This is a genomic window from Caulobacter sp. FWC26 (assembly GCF_002742645.2).
Taxonomy (GTDB): Bacteria; Pseudomonadota; Alphaproteobacteria; order Caulobacterales; family Caulobacteraceae; genus Caulobacter.
In genome coordinates this window covers 2,270,674-2,287,896 of the sequence record NZ_CP033875.1, presented here as the reverse complement: position 1 = coordinate 2,287,896, position 17,223 = coordinate 2,270,674, and the positions used below count along the sequence as shown (strand labels likewise).

Below are 17,223 nucleotides of genomic sequence, written 5' to 3'. Positions count from 1 at the left end.
TTCCGGGCCAAGCGATCTAGTGAATGGTGTACGGCGGGCGAGGGGGCCCGCTCGACGGAGGTCGCGTGGATCTGAAACCCACCGAACGATGGATGGCCATCGCGGGCGTGGCGGTGCTTTCGGCTATCGCCGTCGCGGGCTTCGCGATCGCGATCTATGCCGCCTGGCTGTTCCACGACATGCCCGACGCGGGTGAACTGCAGGACTATCGTCCGCCGACCGCGACGCGTGTGTATGCCTGGGACGGCACCCTGATCGGCGAGTATTCGAAAGAGCGCCGGATCTTCATCCCCTATGATCAGATCCCGCCTCAGCTGGCGCAGGCCTTCCTGGCGGCTGAGGATCGTAACTTCTTCCAGCACGGCGGCGTGGATGTTGGCGGGCTCTCGCGGGCCATGGTCAAGAATATTGGCAATGCGGTGCGCGGGCGTCGCCTCGAGGGGGGCTCGACGATCACCCAGCAGGTGGCCAAGAACGTCCTGCTGACCTCGGACGCAACCGTCGGGCGCAAGTTCAAGGAAGCCATCCTGGCTCATCGCCTGGAGCAGTCGCTGACCAAGCAGCAGATCCTTGAGCTCTACTTGAACGAAATCTGGCTGGGTTACCGCTCGTTCGGCGTCGGGGCTGCGGCCTACAACTACTTCGGCAAATCCCTGCCGGACCTGACCCTGGCCGAATGCGCCTACCTCGCCTCGCTGCCCAAGGGGCCGGACAACTACCATCCGATCCGGAACCGAGCGAAGGCGATCGGCCGCCGCAACTGGGTGCTGGGGCAGATGGCCGAACAGGGCTGGGTCTCGAAAGCCGACGCCCAGAAGGCCATGGCCGAACCTTTGGCCGTGCAAGCCGCGCCCAAGCGCGCCGCCTATCGCGACGCAGACTACTTCGTCGAGGAAGTCCGCCAGCGGGGGATGGCGACCCTTGGCCCTCGCCTGAACGAAGGCGGCTACTACATGCGCACGACCCTGGATCCGCGCCTGCAAAGCGCGGCGCGGGTGGCGCTGATGGACGGGCTGGAAAAGTATGACCGTCGCCACGGCTGGCGCGGCGCCTGGGGCCATGTCCAACCCGACGAACTCAATTGGGAAAAGACGGCGTTGGCCAAGGCCGCGCCCTCCGAGCGGTCGAAGTGGCGCGCGGCGCTGGTGACGTCCAACGACGGCCGCGTCCGGCTCGTCAAGAAGGAGGGCGAAGGCCAGATCGTCAGCGAGGACTTGGCCTGGGCCAAGGCGGGCAAGGGCCTGAAGGCGGGAGACCTGGTCTTTGTCGAGAAGACGGACGCCGGCGGCTACCGTCTGCGCCAGATCCCGGCGGTCAATGGCGCTCTCGTGGCGATGGAGCCCTATACGGGACGAGTCGTGGCGCTGGTCGGCGGCTACAGCTACTCGCTATCCAACTTCAACCGCGCCACCCAGGCGATGCGCCAGCCCGGCTCGTCGTTCAAGCCCTTCGTCTACGCCGCAGCGCTGGAGAACGGCTACACGCCCGCCAGCGTGATCGTCGACAGCGCCATCACCTTCAAGGGCGCGAACGGCGAGGAGTGGAGCCCCGAGAACTATCACAAGGAGTTCTATGGCGCGCAGCCGCTGCGCAAGGGTCTGGAGCAGTCGATCAACGCCATGACCGTGCGCCTGGCTCAGGGCGTCGGCATGAAGAAGATCGTCGATTTCGCCAAGCGCGCGGGCGTGGTCCGCGACATGGACCCGGTGCTCGCCATGGCCCTGGGCGCTGGGGAGACAACGCCCTTCAAGCTGACGGCGGCCTATGCGCCGTTCGTCAATGGCGGGCGTCGCATCGAGCCGCACCTGATCGAGTTGGTGCAGGATCGCGAGGGGAAGGTGATCTTCCGCGCCGACAAGCGTGACTGCGAGCGGTGCGACGCGGGCTTCAACGGCGACGAGAGCCCGCGCTTCCCCGCGCCCGGCGAGCAGGTCATGGACCCCGTCACGGCCTACCAGATCACCTCCATGCTGCAGGGCGTCGTCCAGCGCGGCACCGCCGCCGCCGTCAGTTCTCTAGGGCGGCCGCTGGCTGGCAAGACCGGCACGACCAATGAGTATCGCAGCGCCTGGTTCGTCGGTTACTCGCCCAACTTGATCGTCGGGGTGTTCATCGGCTTTGACGACAACCGTTCGCTTGGCGAGGGCGAGACCGGCGCTACAGGCCCGGTGCCGATGTTCATGGATTTCATGAAGGTCGCGCTGGAAGGCCAGCCGGTGGTCGACTTCAAGCCGCCGAAGAACGCCAAGTTCGCCATGGTGCGCGGCGTGCGCGAGGCCTTCCGGCCGGGCACCGAGCCCAAGGTCGAGGTCGCGCCGACCGGTGGACCGATCCCTTATCAGGAACTCCCGCCAGGCTTGCCGCCCGTCGCGCCGCCGCCGGCGCAACCTGGCAAGCCCACACAAAAGGTGGATCCGCTGAGCGGGCTCTACTGACCTCCATTGCGCGGGGAAGCGACGCGCGTTATTCCCCGCGCCCTTCAACACTGTCACGGAGTTACGTGATGCGACCGGATGTCGAGGCCGCTGCGGCCGACATCGAGCAGTCCGTGGGACTGCTCAGGAGGCGTCTTTGACTGGGACGTCGCTCTCCGCAAGCTCGATGAGCTGAACGCCCGGGTCGAGGACCCCACGCTTTGGGACCGCCCGTCGGAAGCCCAAGCGGTCTCGCGCGAGCGCGCGAACCTCGCCGCCAAGGTCGAGGCCGTGCAGTCGATCGAGCGCGACCTCAAGGACGCCCTCGAATACGCCGAGCTGGCCGAGATGGAGTCCGATGAAGACTCGCTCAACGACGCTCGCGCCCAGCTGAAGTCGCTGAAGGAGCGCGCTGGTCGCGCCGAGCTCGAGGCGCTGCTGTCGGGCGAGGCTGACGGCAACGACTGCTATGTCGAAATCAACTCCGGGGCCGGCGGCACCGAGTCCTGCGACTGGGCCGGTATCCTTTTGCGCATGTACACCCGTTGGGCCAACGCCCACGGCATGACCACCGAGCTGATCGAAGAGACTGACGGCGATCAGGCCGGCATCAAGTCCGCGACCCTGCTGGTCAAGGGGCCTAACGCCTATGGCTGGTTGAAGACCGAAGCCGGCGTCCACCGTCTGGTGCGCATCAGTCCTTATGACAGCAGCGCGCGCCGTCACACCTCGTTCGCCTCGGCCTGGGTTTATCCGGTGGTCGATGACAATATCGAGATCGAGATCAATCCTTCAGACGTGCGCACTGATACCTACCGTGCGTCCGGCGCCGGTGGACAGCACATCAACAAGACGGACTCGGCGGTGCGTCTGACGCACATTCCGACCGGTATCGCCGTAGCCTGCCAGGCAGGCCGTTCGCAGCACCAGAACCGCGAAGAGGCCTGGAAGATGCTGCGTGCGCGCCTCTATGAGGCCGAGCTTCAAAAACGCGAAGCCGCGCAGCAGGCGCTGGAGGACACCAAGACCGACATCGGCTGGGGTCATCAGATCCGCAGCTATGTCCTGCAGCCCTATCAGATGGTCAAGGACCTGCGGACCAACGTCGAGACCTCCGACACCCAAGGGGTCCTGGACGGCGACCTCGACGCCTTCATGGCCGCGTCCCTGGCCCAACGCGTGGGTCACACCCGCGACGGCGGCGAGGCCGCGTAAAGCGAAAAAGAAAACGCCCCGGAGGACCGCTCCGGGGCGTTTTGGTCTTCAGCGCGATCCGCGTCAGGCCGGAGCCTTGGCGATGGCCAGCTGTTCCGGATGCGGCGCGGGGGCCGGGGCCGGCGCAGCCGCCGGGCGCTGGAACTTCAGGCTGCGTCCCTGGAAGAAAGCGCCCGTTTCCATGGCGAGTTGCTCGTGGGTGATATCGCCATCCACGTACGAGGTTCCGTACAGGCGCACCTGCTTGGACGTGATCGCACCAACCACGCGACCGCGAACCTCGACAGCCTCGGCGTAAACCGAGCCTTCGACATGGCCGGTCTCGCCGACGGTGAGGCGGCCAACGCGGACATCACCCTTGACCACGCCGTCGATCTGCAGCTCGCCCTCGCCGGTGACGCTTCCCTCGATCGTCAGGTCGGCCGAAAGCAGCGAGGCCACCTTGGGCGGCGCCCGGCGCGCGGCTTCGGCCGGCGCGGCGGCCATCGGCGCGGGCAGCGGCTCGATCCGAGCCGGGGTCTTGTTCGATTTAGCTTGCTTGCTGAACATACTCACCAGCCTTCAAGAAGCGGTTGGGATTCTGCGCCTTGCCGTTGACCCACACTTCGTAGTGCAGGTGAGGGCCTGTGGAGCGGCCCGTCGAGCCCATTCCCCCGACGCGCGATCCGATGGCGACGCGCTGGCCCACACGAACCCCGATCGTCGCCAAGTGAGCGTAGCGGGTCTTGAATCCGCCGCCATGGTCGACCTCGACGGTGTTGCCATAGCCGGAGCGGACACCGGTGAACGACACGACGCCCGGCGCCGTCGCCATGATCGGCGTGTAGAAAGCGCCCGGGAAATCGAGACCCGAGTGGAAGGCGGGCCGGCGGGTGAAGGGATCGAACCGGACGCCGTAGCTGGACGACAGGGCCGGATTGCTGGTCGGACGATAGAACGGCAGCTTCTTGGCCGCCGCGCCCAACGACCGCATGTCCGACATGTCGTTGGCGGCGCGCTGGATGCGGCTGGCGAATTCCTCGTCCACGTCCAGGACGGCGGCGAGGGCGCGCGGGTCCTTGGCCTCGATCAGCGGACCGCCCAGCGACACGCCGCGACCGGTGTAGTTGCCCGCGTCCAGGCCGGCCATGCGCATGGCCAGGCGCAGACGCTCGGCGCGGCTCTTGGCGAAGCTTTCGGCGGCGTCGATCAGGCGCTCCTGATCCATCCGGGTGGCCTGCACCCGTTGTACGGGGCTGGCGGCGAGCAGCCGCGGCTTGGCGACCGTGAGAGCCTCCGCGGCGCCGGGGACGCCCTTGAAATCGGAAACCAGGAGGGCGAGGGCGGCGTGACGCTTCTCGACCGAGGCAGCCAAATCTTCCAGCGAGCCGTTCGTGGCGGACAGTTGCGCCACGGCGCTGTTCAGGCGCGCCTGCCGGTCGGCGTTGAGCCGCTCGTAATAGGCCTTTTGCCTGATGACCTGCTGGTCGGTCGAACTGACCGCCAGGGCGTTGACCATCATGGCGGCGGTGCAAACGCCCATCCACAGCGCGCTGACAGCGACGCCGGCGGCTCCTAGCAGCTGCTTATTGGTGGAAAACACATAGCCGCGCATCTCGCCGCCGGAGCGGATGTAGATGTGCCTCTCAGGAAACAGGGCTTCCAGTGATTGCCGCAGTCGCTTGAAGCGTTTGATCGCCATCGCCCCAGGAAACCCCCCGTTTCAGGTCCCGGCGATATGCAATGAGAAAGCAGCCGCATGCAAGACAGTTCGCGCCCAAAGAGAGCGCGAGTCGCAAAATTATAGCTTGCGCCTCAAGCCTTAACGATTCCTAACCAGAACAGCCACGCTAGAAGAGTGGTTCCGCGCCAAAACGCCACATGCCGATGCGTGCGCGCAACACTGGAGCGAGAGTCGGGCGCGGAGGCGCGCTCTACTTGATGGCCTTGGCGGCGTTCATCACGGCCTTGATGTGGCCCGGCACCTTTACCTTGCGCCAGATTTCACGGATGACGCCCTCGCGGTCGATCAGGAAGGTCGACCGATCGATGCCCATGTACTTGCGGCCATACATGCTTTTCTCGACCCAGGCGCCATAGGCTTCAACGACGTCACCCAGCGGATCGGCCGCCAGTTCGATAGTCAGGTCGTGCTTGGCGCGGAACTTGGCGTGCGAGGCGGCGCTGTCCTTGGAGACCCCGATGATCACCGCGCCGAGCTTCTGGAACTCTTCGACTTCCGACGAGAACTGCAGCGCCTCGGAGGTGCAGCCGGCGGTATCGTCCTTGGGGTAGAAGTACAGGACGACATTCTTGCCCTTGAGCGCCGCCAGGCTGACGCGACCGGTGTCGGTCGGCAGGTCGAAATCGGGAGCCTTGTCGCCGGGCTGCAGCATCGAACGCTTCCTTGAAGTTTGTCGTCCCGGCCCAGCGCGAAACGCGCCGAGCCGGGACCGCCAATGGCCTTTGAGTCTAGCCGAGTCCCGCCTTCGCTACGCCAGGGGCGGGACGACAATCAACTCATAACTAAACAGGCTTCACCAACACGATCTTCTTCTTGCCCGCAGCAAGCTTGACCACGCCCTCGACGAGGTCGGCGGCGGTGATCAGACGGTTCGCGTCGGCTTCGGCCTTGTCGTTGACCTTCAGGCCGCCGCCCTGGGCCAGACGACGCGCTTCGCCGCGCGAGCCGGCCAGGCCAGCGTCAGCAAACAGGGCCGCCAGCACGACGCCGGCCTCCAGATCCGCAGAGGCGATCTCGAAGGTCGGCAGGTCGGCCGAGAGCGCGCCTTGCTCGAACGCCTTTTCGGCCGCGTCGCGGGCCTTGCGGGCTTCTTCCGCGCCGTGGGCCATGCGGGTGGCCTCGTCGGCCAGCACCTTCTTGGCCTCATTGATCTGGGCGCCTTGCAGCGCTTCCAACTCGGCGATGCGATCCAGCGGCAAGTCCGTGAACAACTTCAGGAAGCGGCCGACGTCGGCGTCCTCGGTGTTGCGCCAGAACTGCCAGTAGTCGTAGGGGCTCAGCTGCTCGGCGTTCAGCCACACAGCGCCCGCCGCCGTCTTGCCCATCTTGGCGCCCGAGGCGGTGGCGAGGAGCGGCGTCGTCAGACCGAAGGCGCTCTTCTGGTCGACGCGGCGGGTCAGCTCGACGCCGTTCAGAATGTTGCCCCACTGATCCGAGCCACCCATCTGCAGCACGCAGCCATGGGCGCGGTTCAGCTCCAGGAAGTCCACCGCCTGCATCAGCATGTAGTTGAACTCAAGGAACGTCATCGGCTGTTCGCGCTCAAGGCGCAGCTTGACGGAATCGAACGCCAGCATCCGGTTGACGGTGAAGTGCACGCCGTATTCGCGCAGAAACTGGACGTAGCCGAACTTCGACAGCCACACGTCGTTGTCGACCATGATCGCGTCGGTGGGGCCGTCGCCGAAGGTCAGGAACTTCGAGAACACCGTCTTGATGCCGGCGATATTGGCCTGGATGTCGGCGTCGCTCAGCAGCTTGCGGCTCTCGTCCTTGCCCGTGGGATCGCCGACCTTGGTCGTGCCGCCGCCCATCAGGACGATCGGCTTGTGGCCGGCCTGCTGCAGGCGACGCAGCAGCATGATCTGGATCAGCGAACCGACGTGGAGGCTGGGCGCGGTGGCGTCGAAGCCGATGTAGGCGACGATCGGGCCGCCTTGCGCCGCCGTGTCCAATTCCTCCGGATGGGTGATCTGGTGGATGTAGCCGCGCGCCTCCAGGGTTCGCAGGAACTCTGACTTGAAGGACGAGGCGGCGGACATGGATCGACTCTCTAGTGGACGTGGCGGGCCGTCTAGCACGGCTTGGTCAGTGTGTGAGGGTTTCATTTCAGACTCCGGGGTAAGCGGCCGGAGCGCATGATCGACTGGCAAGAAAGCGACCCCGGCGAGGCGGGGGCTAAGCGACGTGTCTAGTCGGCCTCCCGCTATGGCAGCGGGCGGTAATAGGGGCGGGCCAGGACGAAAGCGTCGATCATGGGGCCTAGCTACCGTTTAACGGGCATGGCAGTCAACGTCCCCATGAAGATCCTGGGATTCATGACCGGCACCTCGCTGGACGCGGTCGACATGGCGGTGCTGGAGACCGACGGCGTCGAGATCCACGCCTTCGGGCCGGCGGGGGAGCGCAAGTTGCGGGAGGCGACCCGCGATCTGTTGCTAAGGACCACCGACATCGCCCGCGCCTGGCCGCGTGGCGCGCCCGAGCCAGCGATCTTCGAAGAGGCCCGCCGCGCCGTGGCCGACGAGCATTTCCAGGCTGCGGAAAGTTTTCTGGACGAGCACGGTCTCTCGTCGGGTGAGTTCGACCTGCTAGGCGTCCACGGCCAGACCGTTCTTCACGAGCGGCCGACGGCCGAGCGACTGGGCCGTACGGTGCAGTTGCTGGACGCCGAGCGCCTGGCAAAGGCCTGCGGCCGGCCGGTGGCCTTCGATTTCCGCACCGCCGATGTCGCCGCCGGCGGGGAGGGCGCGCCGCTGGCGCCGATCTATCACGCTGCGCGCGCCCGGGCCTCAGGCCTGACCGCCCCTGTGGCGGCGCTGAATGTCGGCGGGGTCGCCAACATCACCCTGATTGGCGCGGACGGTACGCTGCTGGCCTTCGACACCGGCCCCGGCAACGGCATGATCGACCTGATGCTGCAGGAGCGGGGCCTGGGCCGTTTCGACGAGGATGGCCGCCTCGCCCTGGCCGGCCGTGTCGACGAGGCCGCCTTGGCGAGCCTGCTCGACAGCCCCTATTTCGACGCCCCGGCGCCCAAGTCACTGGACCGCTATGACTTCTCGCTGGCGCCGGTCGCGCACCTCTGCGCCGAGGACGCGGCGGCGACCCTGGTGGCCTTCACAGCCGAGGCGGTGTTCAAGGCCTTCGCTCAGACCGGCGAGGCGCCCAGCGCCCTGATCGTCTGCGGCGGCGGGCGGCACAATCCGGCGATCATGCGGACCCTGGCCGAGCGCGCGCCCGTGCCGGTCCAGACCGCAGAGGCCTACGGCTGGCGCGGCGACAGCATCGAGGCCGAAGCCTTCGCCTATCTCGCCGCCCGCACGGCCAAGGGCTTGCCGATCAGCTTCCCCGGAACCACGGGCGTCCCAGCGCCGATGACCGGCGGGCGGATCGTCGCGCCCTGAAACGAAAAAGGCCTCCCCGAAGGGAGGCCTTTGAAACGGTTGGACCTGAAGTCCTAGATCGGGTTTTCCGCCAGGCGCTTGTCGAGATAGTCGCTGACGCTCTTTTCGACGCTGGGCAGGTGCTCGGTCCAGAAGTGGCTGGCCTTGTCGATGACCTCGTAGTCGATCGTGATGCCCTTCTGGGTGCGCAGCTTAGTGACGACGCGCTCCACCTCGACCGGCGGGGTGATGGTGTCGGCCGAACCGGTCAGGAACAGGCCCGAGGCCGGGCAGGGCGCCAGGAAGCTGAAGTCGTACATGTTGGTCGGCGGCGACACCGAGATGAAGCCGTCCGTTTCCGGGCGGCGCATCAAAAGCTGCATGCCGATATAGGCGCCGAAGTCGAAGCCGGCGACCCAGGTCTGGCTCGCGGCCGGGTTGCTGGTCTGCAGCCAGTCCAGCGCCGTGGCGGCGTCGGCCAGCTCGCCGATGCCGCTGTCGAACTCGCCCTGGCTGCGGCCCACGCCGCGGAAGTTGAAGCGAAGGGTCGCGAAGCCACGCTTCATGAACAGGTGGTACAGTTGCACCGAGACCGGGTGGTTCATGTGACCGCCGGCCTTGGGGTGCGGATGCAGGATCAGCGCGATCGGCGCCGTTTCGGTCTTGCCCGGAGAATAGCGACCTTCGATCCGGCCGGACGCGCCGGTCAAAATCACATCAGGCATATCGTCCCCTTCAGCTGGCCACGGCGGATCCCGGCTTTTTAAGGGCCAGAATACTTGACCGCCGCGCTTGGTCTTCCTAAATCGCAGCCGCAACGCGGACAGATGGTCCGCGCGCGAAGTCGCGGCTTGTAGCACACGCAAAAGCCGATGCGCGCGGAATCTGCAAGGGGTAAGGCTGATGCGCCTGAGCACCAAAGGCCGATACGCCGTGATGGCGATGACCGATCTGGCCAAGCGCCAGGACGAAAGCGATGGCCGCGCCGTGGCGCTGGCCGAGATCGCGGCGCGCCAGCAGATTTCGCTGTCTTATCTCGAGCAGCTCTTCGCGCGCTTGCGCCGCAAGGGTCTGGTGATCAGCGCGCGGGGGCCGGGCGGCGGCTATCGCCTGGCCAAGGCTTCTACCGAAACCTTCATCGCCGACATCGTGCTGGCCGTCGACGAGCCGCTGCGCGCGACGCGTTGCAATTTCACCAAGGGCCAGGCCAAGGGCTGCATGGCCGGCGGCGAACGCTGCATGACGCATAATCTCTGGGAAGAGATGGGCCGGCAGATTCACGGCTATCTGGCCAGTGTCTCGGTCGCTGACGTTCTAAAGGGTGAACTGCGTCCCGCCCGTCCGCTGGAGATCGCGGCCGAGTGAACATCACCCGCACATCGGTCTATCTCGACTACAACGCGACGGCGCCCTTGCGGCCGCAGGCGCGCGAAGCGCTGTTGCGCGCCCTGGAGAGTCCGGCCAATCCCTCATCAGTCCATGCCGCCGGCCGCGCCGCTCGCGACATCGTCGAGCGCGCCCGGGCCGAGGTCGGCGCTCTGGTCGGCGTGCCGGCGGGTTCGGTCACCTTCGTCAGCGGCGGCACCGAGGCCAACGCCTTGGCCATCGAAAGCGCCAAAGCTGCGGGCGTTGCGCGCATCGTCATTTCCGCGGTCGAGCACGACGCCGTGAGCGAGACGGCCAAGGCGTGCGGACTGCCGGTCGAGGTCCTGCCTGTGGATAACAACGGCGTCGCCGATCTCGCCTGGTTGGCGCAAGCGCTTGAAAAGCCTGGCAAGACCCTCGTCTGCCTGATGCTGGCCAACAATGAGACCGGCGTCATCCAACCTGTGGATAAGGCTTCGGCTCTGGTTCGCGCCCATGACGGCTGGCTGCACGTCGACGCTGTCCAGGCCGCCGGCAAGATCGCCATCGATTTCTCCGGCCTCGGCGCCGACACCATGGCCTTATCGGCTCACAAGCTGGGCGGGCCGCAAGGCGTCGGCGCCCTGGTGGCCGGCGCCCGCGCTACGGTGACCCGCCGCCTGCACGGCGGCGGCCAGGAACGCGGCCGCCGGGCCGGCACCGAGAACGTCGCCGGCATCGCCGCCTTCGGCGCGGCCGCAAAGGTGGGGCGCGAGTCGCTTGCCTCGCTGGCCGAACAAGCCCAATGGCGCGACGCCTTGGCGGAGCGGCTGAAGGCCGAGGGCGCGGTCGTGCTGGGCGAAGGCGCTGATCGCCTTCCTCAGACGTTGTGCTTCTCGGGCGAGGGCTTCGGCTCCGAGGTCCAGGTCATGAACATGGATCTGGCCGGGATCATGGTCAGCGCCGGCAGCGCCTGCTCGTCGGGCAAGGTCAAGGCCAGCCGCGTGGTGGAAGCCATGGGCCGCGCTGATCTCGCCCCGTTCGCCCTGCGGATCAGTGGCGGCTGGGCGAGTACGGAAGACGATTGGATCAAGTGCGGCGACGCCTGGCTCGCCGCCTGGAAGCGTATCGGCGCGCGGCGCCGGGAGGTGGCTTAATGGCCGCAGTCAAAGAGACTGTCGAAACCGTCGCCGCGCTCGAGAAGTACGAGCACGGCTTTAGCACCGACATCGATCAGGAGTTCGCCCCCAAAGGCCTCTCCGAGGACATCGTGCGCTTCATCTCGGCCAAGAAGGACGAGCCGGAATGGATGCTGGAGTGGCGGCTTGAGGCCTATCGCCGTTGGCTGGCGATGGACGAGCCTAACTGGGCCAAGGTCAGCTATCCGCCGATCGACTACCAAGACACCTACTACTACGCTGCGCCGAAGACCAAGGAGGGCCCCAAGAGTCTGGACGAGGTCGATCCGGAGCTGCTGGCCGTCTACGAAAAGCTCGGCATCCCTCTGAAGGAACAGGCGGTCCTGGCCGGCGTCGAAGGCGCGCCGCGCTACGCCGTGGACGCGGTGTTCGACAGCGTCAGCGTGGTGACCACCTTCAAGAAGGAACTGGCCCAGGCCGGCGTCATCTTCTGCTCGATGAGCGAGGCGATCCGCGAGCATCCGGAACTGGTCCGCCAGTACCTGGGCAGCGTGGTGCCGACCTCGGACAACTATTTCGCCTGCCTCAACAGCGCGGTCTTCTCGGACGGCAGTTTCGTCTACGTCCCGCCGGGCGTGCGCTGTCCGATGGAGCTGTCGACCTATTTCCGGATCAACGCCAAGGACTCCGGCCAGTTCGAGCGCACCCTGATCATCGCCGACAAGGGCGCCTATGTCTCGTACCTGGAAGGCTGCACGGCCCCGATGCGCGACGAGAACCAGTTGCACGCAGCCGTGGTCGAGCTCGTCCTGCTGGACGACGCCGAGATCAAGTACTCGACAGTTCAAAACTGGTACCCAGGCGATCCCGAGACCGGCAAGGGCGGCATCTACAACTTCGTGACCAAGCGCGCCGACTGCCGCGGCGATCGCTCCAAGGTCTCGTGGACCCAGGTCGAGACCGGCTCGGCCATCACCTGGAAGTATCCGTCCTGCGTGCTGCGCGGCGAGGGCAGCTCGGGCGAGTTCTACTCGATCGCGGTGACCAACGGCCACCAGCAGGCCGACACCGGCACCAAGATGATCCACCTGGGCGCCAACACCCGCTCGCGGATCGTCGCCAAGGGCATCAGCGCTGGCAAGTCGACCTCGACCTATCGCGGCCTGGTCTCGGCCCACCCCAAGGCCAAGGGCGCGCGCAACTTCACCCAGTGCGACAGCCTGCTGATCGGCAAGGACTGCGCGGCTCACACCGTGCCCTACATCGAGGCCCGCAACGGCCAGTCGGTGTTCGAGCACGAGGCCACCACCACGCGTCTGTCGGACGATCAACTGTTCTACTGCCAGCAGCGCGGCCTGAACCAAGAGGAGGCCGTGGCCCTGCTGGTCAACGGCTTCGTCAAAGACGTGCTGCAGCAACTGCCCATGGAATTCGCCGTCGAGGCCCAGAAGCTGGTGGCGATCAGCCTGGAGGGCAGCGTGGGATGACCACAGTCGCCCTTTATCAGCCCGTCGGCTTGGAAGAGCTCCAGGCGATCAAGGCGTCGGAGTGGACGGCCTTGCCCGCTCACGACATTGAGCGGCCGATCTTTCGTCCGGTAACCAGCGAGCTCCTTGCCGCCAAGGTCGCGCGCGACTGGAACGCCGCCCACACGACCTATCGGCGCGGCTATGTCGTTCGTTTCGAGGTGCTGAAGGGCTTTCTCGACGCCTACGAGAACAAGGTCTCGGGGACCCTGGGCCATGAGGAATACTGGATCCCGCCCGAGGATCTTCCGCTGCTAAACGCGGCCATTCAGGGCCGGATCGCTGTCGTCGGCACCTTCGCGGGTGATGACGCCGAGTACAGAAGACTGAACGAAACCCATGCTTAAGATCCAGAACCTTCACGCCCGCGTCGAGGACAAGCCGATCCTGAAGGGCGTCACGCTGGACGTGCCGGCCGGCGAGGTCCACGCGATCATGGGCCCGAACGGCGCCGGCAAGTCGACCCTGTCCTACGTGCTGACCGGCCGAGACGGCTATGAGGTCACGGAAGGGGCGGCGACGCTCAATGGCGAGGACCTGCTGGCCCTCGAGCCGAACGCGCGGGCGGCCAAGGGCCTGTTCCTGTCGTTCCAGTATCCGCTGGAAATTCCGGGCGTTCCCGCCCTGACCTTCATCCGCACCGCCCTCAACGCCCAGCGTCGCGCGCGGGGCGAGGACGAGATCGCCGCCCCGGCCTTCCTGAAGCTGGCCAAGGAGAAGGCCGCCGCGCTGAAGATCGACTTCGAGATGCTCAAGCGCGGCCTGAACGTCGGCTTCTCGGGCGGCGAGAAGAAGCGGATGGAAATCTTCCAGATGTCCATGCTTTCGCCGAAGTTCCTCATCCTCGACGAGACCGACAGCGGCCTCGACATCGACGCCCTGAAAATCGTCTCCGAAGGGGTCAACGCCCTGCGGTCGCCCGAACGCGGCATGCTGGTCATCACCCACTACCAGCGCCTGCTGGACCACATCAAACCCGACAAGGTCCACGTGCTGGCCGCCGGCCGCATCGTCGCCTCGGGCGGTCCGGAACTGGCGCTGCAACTGGAAGCCGAAGGCTATGACCGCATCGTGGGGGCGGCGGCTTGACCCTTTCGACCGCCCTCAAGACCGGCGACCTCTCGGCGCTGCCATCGCGGCGCGACGAGGACTGGCGCTGGACCGATCTGCGGGGCCTGCTGAAGGTCCTGCCGGCGGCTTCACCCCAAGGCCGAGCTTGGTTCTGGGAGAACCCGCTTTCCGGCACGCTCGACATGACAGGGGGCGTCGTCAACGGGCGCGGGCCTACGGATCTCGTTGTTGACGCAGGCGAAGAGCGCCTCGTTGGCTGGCGCTTCATGTCCGCCACCGATGCGACCTCGCATGGCGCTGAGCTTTGGGTCGACGTCGGCGAAGGCGCTAAGTTGACCTTGATCGAAAGCTACGAAGGCCGTGGCAAGGGCTACGTTTCGGACGTGGCTGTGAATATCCGTCTGGGCAACGACGCGATCGTCGAACGCGTTATTTTCGCCGACGACGATGCGGACGCCATTTCGGTCGTAACGGCCGAGGTCGCCTTGGCCCCCGGCTCTAAGTTCGCCCAGACCGTCCTGACGTCTGGCGCGCGCCGCCAGCGGATCGAGACCCGCGTCCGCCATCCCGGCGCCCACGCCGAGGTCCGCCTCGACGGCGCCTATCTGCTCGACGGCCAGCGCCACGCCGACCTGACCAGTGTCGTCACGCATGGCGGTCTCGACGGCGTCACCAGCCAGCTGACCAAGGGCATGGTGACCGACCAGGCGCGCGGCGTCTTCCAGGGGCGGATCGTCGTCGAGAAGGGCGCCGACCAGACCGACGCGCGGATGGGCCACCACGCCCTGATCCTGTCGGACAAGGCCGAGATAGACGCCAAGCCCGAGCTCCTGATCTTCGCCGACGACGTCTCCTGCGCCCACGGCAACACGATCGGCGCGCTGGACGACGAGGTGCTGTTCTACGCCAAGCAGCGCGGCATCCCCGAGGCCGACGCCAAGGCCATGCTGACCCAAGCCTTCGTGGGCGAAGTGGTCGAGCGGATTCAGCACGACGGCGCGCGGGAAGTCGCCGCCGCCTGGGTTGCGCGCAAGCTGGGGAGCGACGCCTGATGGCTTTGCAAACTCTTGAGCGCCGCAGTCTCAAGGAGTACCGGGCCGAGCTGGCGGGTATTCGAGAGCAATTCCCCATCCTGGCGCGAGAAGTCCACGGCAAGCCGTTGATTTATCTCGACAGCGCCGCCAGCGCCCAGAAGCCCGACGCGGTGCTGGACGCGATGATGGGCCTGGCGCGAACCTCCTACGCCAACGTCCATCGCGGCCTGCACACGCTGGCCAACGAGACGACCGAAGCCTATGAAAAGGCGCGGGAAACCGTGGCGCGGTTCATCAACGCCGAGCGCGACGAGGTCGTCTGGACCAAGAGCGCGACCGAGGCGGTGAACCTGGTCGCCAGCTCGTTCGGCCTGTCGCTGAACGCGGGCGACGAGATCGTGCTCTCCGAGATGGAGCACCACGCCAACATCGTGCCGTGGCACTTCCTGCGCGAGCGCAAGGGCGTTGTGCTGAAGTTCATCCCGGTGCTGGATGACGGGCGGCTGGACATGGAGGCCTACAAGGGCCTGCTGTCCGAAAAGACCAAGATGGTCGCCGTCACCCACATGTCGAACGTGCTGGGCACGGTCAACGACGTTGCCGAGATCGTCCGCCTGGCCCACGCGGCCGGCGCGCCGGTGCTGCTGGACGGCTGCCAGGGCGTGGTCCATACCAAGGTCGATGTGAAGGCCCTGGACGTCGACTACTACGTTTTCTCCGGCCACAAGCTCTACGGCCCGACCGGGATCGGCATGCTCTATGGCAAGGCCGATCGCCTGGCGGCCCTGCCGCCTTACCAGGGCGGTGGCGAGATGATCGGCTCGGTGGCGCTGGACAAGATCACCTACGCCGACCCGCCGCATCGCTTCGAAGCCGGCACCCCAGCGATCCTGGAGGCCGTGGGCCTGGGCGCGGCGATCGAGTGGCTGAACGGCCTGGACCGCGACGCCGTCTTCGCCCACGAGCACGCGCTCTATGAGCGGGTCGCCGAGCGTCTGCGCGGCGTCAACGGCGTGCGGATCCTCGGCGAAGCGCCTGGCAAGGGCGCGGTGTTGTCGTTCACCGTCGAGGGCGCCCACGCCCACGATATCGCCCAGGTTCTGGACCGCTACGGCGTCGCCGTGCGGGCCGGGACCCACTGCGCCGAGCCCCTGATGCGCCGCTTCGGCGTCACGTCGAGCGCCCGCGCCTCCTTCGCCCTATATAACACCGAGGCCGAGGCCGACGCGTTCGTCGACGCGCTGGCCAAGGCCCGCAGTTTCTTCAGTTGAGCCCCCGATGACCGACGCCGCCCCCCAGGAAACCGTTACGGCTCTGACCCAGGACGAGCTCAACCGGCTGACGGACCAGCTGATCGAAAAGCTGAAGACCGTCTACGACCCGGAAATCCCGGTCGACATCTATGAGCTGGGCCTGATCTACAAGGTTGATGTCAGCGACTCCAAGGATGTCGCCATCGACATGACCCTGACCGCGCCGGGCTGTCCGGTGGCCGGCGAGATGCCCGGCTGGGTCAAGGATGCGGTCATGGAGATCCCGGGCCTGAAGTCCTGCACGGTCGAGCTGACCTTCGACCCGCCGTGGGACGCCTCGCGCATGAGCGACGAGGCCAAGCTGCAACTGAACATGTTCTGATCGGTTCAAACGCCATGGAAGCCACGATCGCCGCCCGTCCCCGCCGCCCGCGCCCCAAGGTCGTCACGCTGACCGACGCCGCGGCCGCGCGCGTGAAGGAGATCATGGACAAGGCGGACCAGCCCTATGCGGGGTTGCGCGTCGGCGTGAAGAACGGCGGCTGTGCAGGCCAGGAGTACGTGTTCGAGTACGCCAAAGAGAAGGGCCCGATCGACGAAGTCGTCGAGGACAAGGGCGTCACTATCCTGATCGAGCCAAAGGCGGTGCTGTTCCTGATCGGCACCGAGATCGACTACGAGGTCACCAAGCTGTCCTCGAAGTTCGTGTTCCATAATCCCAACGAGACCGACGCCTGCGGCTGCGGTGAGAGCGTGACAATCCAGCCGGCTGCGGAGGCGCTGGACTGATGCTGGCCAAAACGCCGTCGTGTGTCGAATGCGGCCTGCCTTGGGGCGCCCCGCGCTTCAAGCACGAGGACGACGCGCCGCTCTATTGGTCGGACACCGGCCTCTTGTGCTCCAGCGACTGCGCTCAGGCTCACTTCGCCAAGCGTCGCGCTGAGGGGGCCTTTGTGGCGATCCCGGCGGAGTGTCCGGTCGAGGTCTAGGACTGACGACCCCAAATGGCCAACGCGCTTGCGGCCACGACGATCGCCACGAGGGGAAGCGCTGACGTGATTGCGGCTGGTCGGTTCCAACCCTTCAGGGCTCCGACAAGTCCGCCGAGCGCTGCGACG

Annotated in this window: 19 protein-coding genes; 13 read left to right on the top strand and 6 right to left on the bottom strand. The window is 66.4% G+C overall.

Annotated features, from left to right (window positions below; translation table 11 throughout):
- Nucleotides 1-65 precede the first annotated feature (65 nt).
- Nucleotides 66-2,435 carry a penicillin-binding protein 1A gene (locus CSW63_RS12420; protein WP_168193647.1) on the top strand — a complete coding sequence of 790 codons (2,370 nt, stop codon included), beginning with the start codon at nucleotides 66-68 and terminating at the stop codon, nucleotides 2,433-2,435.
- 68 nt (nucleotides 2,436-2,503) lie between these two features.
- Nucleotides 2,504-3,629 (top strand): peptide chain release factor 2 gene (prfB, locus tag CSW63_RS12415; RefSeq protein ID WP_099503519.1). Its coding sequence is split into 2 segments (ribosomal slippage): nucleotides 2,504-2,572 and nucleotides 2,574-3,629, totalling 1,125 coding nucleotides; the frame shifts between segments, so codons are not numbered across the junction.
- A gap of 63 nt (nucleotides 3,630-3,692) precedes the next feature.
- On the opposite strand, the gene CSW63_RS12410 is transcribed toward prfB, so the two are convergent.
- The 5 genes from CSW63_RS12410 to CSW63_RS12390 form a co-directional block, all read right to left on the bottom strand.
- Nucleotides 3,693-4,178 carry a polymer-forming cytoskeletal protein gene (locus tag CSW63_RS12410; RefSeq protein WP_062093304.1) on the bottom strand — a complete coding sequence of 162 codons (486 nt, stop codon included), beginning with the start codon at nucleotides 4,176-4,178 and terminating at the stop codon, nucleotides 3,693-3,695.
- Nucleotides 4,159-5,310 (bottom strand): peptidoglycan DD-metalloendopeptidase family protein, encoded by a 1,152-nt coding sequence (locus tag CSW63_RS12405; RefSeq protein ID WP_062093303.1) that lies wholly within the window; start codon nucleotides 5,308-5,310, stop codon nucleotides 4,159-4,161. Before CSW63_RS12405 ends, CSW63_RS12410 begins: the two co-directional genes overlap by 20 nt.
- Before the next feature lie 232 nt (nucleotides 5,311-5,542).
- The gene (locus CSW63_RS12400) at nucleotides 5,543-6,004 is read right to left on the bottom strand and encodes a peroxiredoxin (protein ID WP_062093302.1); all 462 of its coding nucleotides are present in this window, start codon (nucleotides 6,002-6,004) and stop codon (nucleotides 5,543-5,545) included.
- A 130-nt stretch (nucleotides 6,005-6,134) separates the two neighbouring features.
- Entirely contained in the window at nucleotides 6,135-7,460 is a 1,326-nt protein-coding gene (gene tyrS, locus CSW63_RS12395; RefSeq protein WP_168193646.1) for a tyrosine--tRNA ligase, read from the bottom strand.
- 98 nt (nucleotides 7,461-7,558) lie between these two features.
- Nucleotides 7,559-7,609: a hypothetical protein gene (locus CSW63_RS12390; RefSeq protein WP_024265744.1), complete on the bottom strand. Its 51-nt coding sequence runs from the start codon at nucleotides 7,607-7,609 to the stop codon at nucleotides 7,559-7,561.
- A 43-nt stretch (nucleotides 7,610-7,652) separates the two neighbouring features.
- Between CSW63_RS12390 and CSW63_RS12385 the strand changes: the two genes are divergently transcribed.
- Nucleotides 7,653-8,759, top strand: a complete 1,107-nt coding sequence (locus CSW63_RS12385; RefSeq protein WP_062093381.1) for an anhydro-N-acetylmuramic acid kinase — start codon at nucleotides 7,653-7,655, stop codon at nucleotides 8,757-8,759.
- Nucleotides 8,760-8,812: 53 nt separating this feature from the next.
- Here CSW63_RS12385 and CSW63_RS12380 read toward each other — a convergent pair whose 3' ends face one another.
- Complete coding sequence (locus CSW63_RS12380) at nucleotides 8,813-9,463, bottom strand: alpha/beta hydrolase (protein ID WP_062093300.1); 651 nt, start codon at nucleotides 9,461-9,463, stop codon at nucleotides 8,813-8,815.
- Between the two features lie 178 nt (nucleotides 9,464-9,641).
- On the opposite strand from CSW63_RS12380, the gene CSW63_RS12375 reads away from it, so the two are divergent.
- Genes CSW63_RS12375 through CSW63_RS12330 form a run of 10 tightly spaced genes read left to right on the top strand, consistent with a single transcriptional unit; the run spans nucleotide 9,642 to nucleotide 17,094 of the window.
- Nucleotides 9,642-10,103 carry an Rrf2 family transcriptional regulator gene (locus CSW63_RS12375; protein ID WP_062093299.1) on the top strand — a complete coding sequence of 154 codons (462 nt, stop codon included), beginning with the start codon at nucleotides 9,642-9,644 and terminating at the stop codon, nucleotides 10,101-10,103.
- Entirely contained in the window at nucleotides 10,100-11,239 is a 1,140-nt protein-coding gene (locus tag CSW63_RS12370) for a cysteine desulfurase family protein (protein ID WP_062093298.1), read from the top strand. The genes CSW63_RS12375 and CSW63_RS12370 overlap by 4 nt, the downstream gene beginning before the upstream one ends.
- Nucleotides 11,239-12,708 carry a Fe-S cluster assembly protein SufB gene (sufB, locus tag CSW63_RS12365; RefSeq protein WP_062093297.1) on the top strand — a complete coding sequence of 490 codons (1,470 nt, stop codon included), beginning with the start codon at nucleotides 11,239-11,241 and terminating at the stop codon, nucleotides 12,706-12,708. The genes CSW63_RS12370 and sufB overlap by 1 nt, the downstream gene beginning before the upstream one ends.
- The gene (locus CSW63_RS12360; protein ID WP_062093296.1) at nucleotides 12,705-13,094 is read left to right on the top strand and encodes a hypothetical protein; all 390 of its coding nucleotides are present in this window, start codon (nucleotides 12,705-12,707) and stop codon (nucleotides 13,092-13,094) included. The genes sufB and CSW63_RS12360 overlap by 4 nt, the downstream gene beginning before the upstream one ends.
- Complete coding sequence (gene sufC, locus CSW63_RS12355; protein ID WP_062093295.1) at nucleotides 13,087-13,836, top strand: Fe-S cluster assembly ATPase SufC; 750 nt, start codon at nucleotides 13,087-13,089, stop codon at nucleotides 13,834-13,836. The genes CSW63_RS12360 and sufC overlap by 8 nt, the downstream gene beginning before the upstream one ends.
- Entirely contained in the window at nucleotides 13,833-14,870 is a 1,038-nt protein-coding gene (sufD, locus tag CSW63_RS12350; protein WP_062093294.1) for a Fe-S cluster assembly protein SufD, read from the top strand. Before sufC ends, sufD begins: the two co-directional genes overlap by 4 nt.
- Nucleotides 14,870-16,123, top strand: coding sequence for an aminotransferase class V-fold PLP-dependent enzyme (locus CSW63_RS12345; RefSeq protein WP_062093293.1), 1,254 nt, complete (start codon nucleotides 14,870-14,872; stop codon nucleotides 16,121-16,123). The genes sufD and CSW63_RS12345 overlap by 1 nt, the downstream gene beginning before the upstream one ends.
- A 7-nt stretch (nucleotides 16,124-16,130) precedes the next feature.
- Nucleotides 16,131-16,487, top strand: a complete 357-nt coding sequence (locus tag CSW63_RS12340; RefSeq protein WP_062093292.1) for an SUF system Fe-S cluster assembly protein — start codon at nucleotides 16,131-16,133, stop codon at nucleotides 16,485-16,487.
- Between the two features lie 14 nt (nucleotides 16,488-16,501).
- Nucleotides 16,502-16,894 carry an iron-sulfur cluster assembly accessory protein gene (locus tag CSW63_RS12335; RefSeq protein WP_062093291.1) on the top strand — a complete coding sequence of 131 codons (393 nt, stop codon included), beginning with the start codon at nucleotides 16,502-16,504 and terminating at the stop codon, nucleotides 16,892-16,894.
- Nucleotides 16,894-17,094, top strand: coding sequence for a hypothetical protein (locus CSW63_RS12330; RefSeq protein WP_062093290.1), 201 nt, complete (start codon nucleotides 16,894-16,896; stop codon nucleotides 17,092-17,094). The genes CSW63_RS12335 and CSW63_RS12330 overlap by 1 nt, the downstream gene beginning before the upstream one ends.
- Nucleotides 17,095-17,223 lie beyond the last annotated feature (129 nt).

Bases quoted from the DNA above. Each gene is read 5' to 3' on its own strand.
- CSW63_RS12360 (WP_062093296.1), top strand. From the start codon at position 12,705: ATGACCACAGTCGCCCTTTATCAGCCCGTCGGCTTGGAAGAGCTCCAG.
- sufC (WP_062093295.1), top strand. From the start codon at position 13,087: ATGCTTAAGATCCAGAACCTTCACGCCCGCGTCGAGGACAAGCCGATC.
- CSW63_RS12410 (WP_062093304.1), bottom strand. From the start codon at position 4,178: ATGTTCAGCAAGCAAGCTAAATCGAACAAGACCCCGGCTCGGATCGAG.
- CSW63_RS12330 (WP_062093290.1), top strand. From the start codon at position 16,894: ATGCTGGCCAAAACGCCGTCGTGTGTCGAATGCGGCCTGCCTTGGGGC.
- CSW63_RS12375 (WP_062093299.1), top strand. From the start codon at position 9,642: ATGCGCCTGAGCACCAAAGGCCGATACGCCGTGATGGCGATGACCGAT.
- tyrS (WP_168193646.1), bottom strand. From the start codon at position 7,460: ATGAAACCCTCACACACTGACCAAGCCGTGCTAGACGGCCCGCCACGT.
- CSW63_RS12335 (WP_062093291.1), top strand. From the start codon at position 16,502: ATGGAAGCCACGATCGCCGCCCGTCCCCGCCGCCCGCGCCCCAAGGTC.
- CSW63_RS12405 (WP_062093303.1), bottom strand. From the start codon at position 5,310: ATGGCGATCAAACGCTTCAAGCGACTGCGGCAATCACTGGAAGCCCTG.
- CSW63_RS12345 (WP_062093293.1), top strand. From the start codon at position 14,870: ATGGCTTTGCAAACTCTTGAGCGCCGCAGTCTCAAGGAGTACCGGGCC.
- CSW63_RS12400 (WP_062093302.1), bottom strand. From the start codon at position 6,004: ATGCTGCAGCCCGGCGACAAGGCTCCCGATTTCGACCTGCCGACCGAC.
- CSW63_RS12340 (WP_062093292.1), top strand. From the start codon at position 16,131: ATGACCGACGCCGCCCCCCAGGAAACCGTTACGGCTCTGACCCAGGAC.
- sufB (WP_062093297.1), top strand. From the start codon at position 11,239: ATGGCCGCAGTCAAAGAGACTGTCGAAACCGTCGCCGCGCTCGAGAAG.
- CSW63_RS12380 (WP_062093300.1), bottom strand. From the start codon at position 9,463: ATGCCTGATGTGATTTTGACCGGCGCGTCCGGCCGGATCGAAGGTCGC.
- CSW63_RS12385 (WP_062093381.1), top strand. From the start codon at position 7,653: ATGAAGATCCTGGGATTCATGACCGGCACCTCGCTGGACGCGGTCGAC.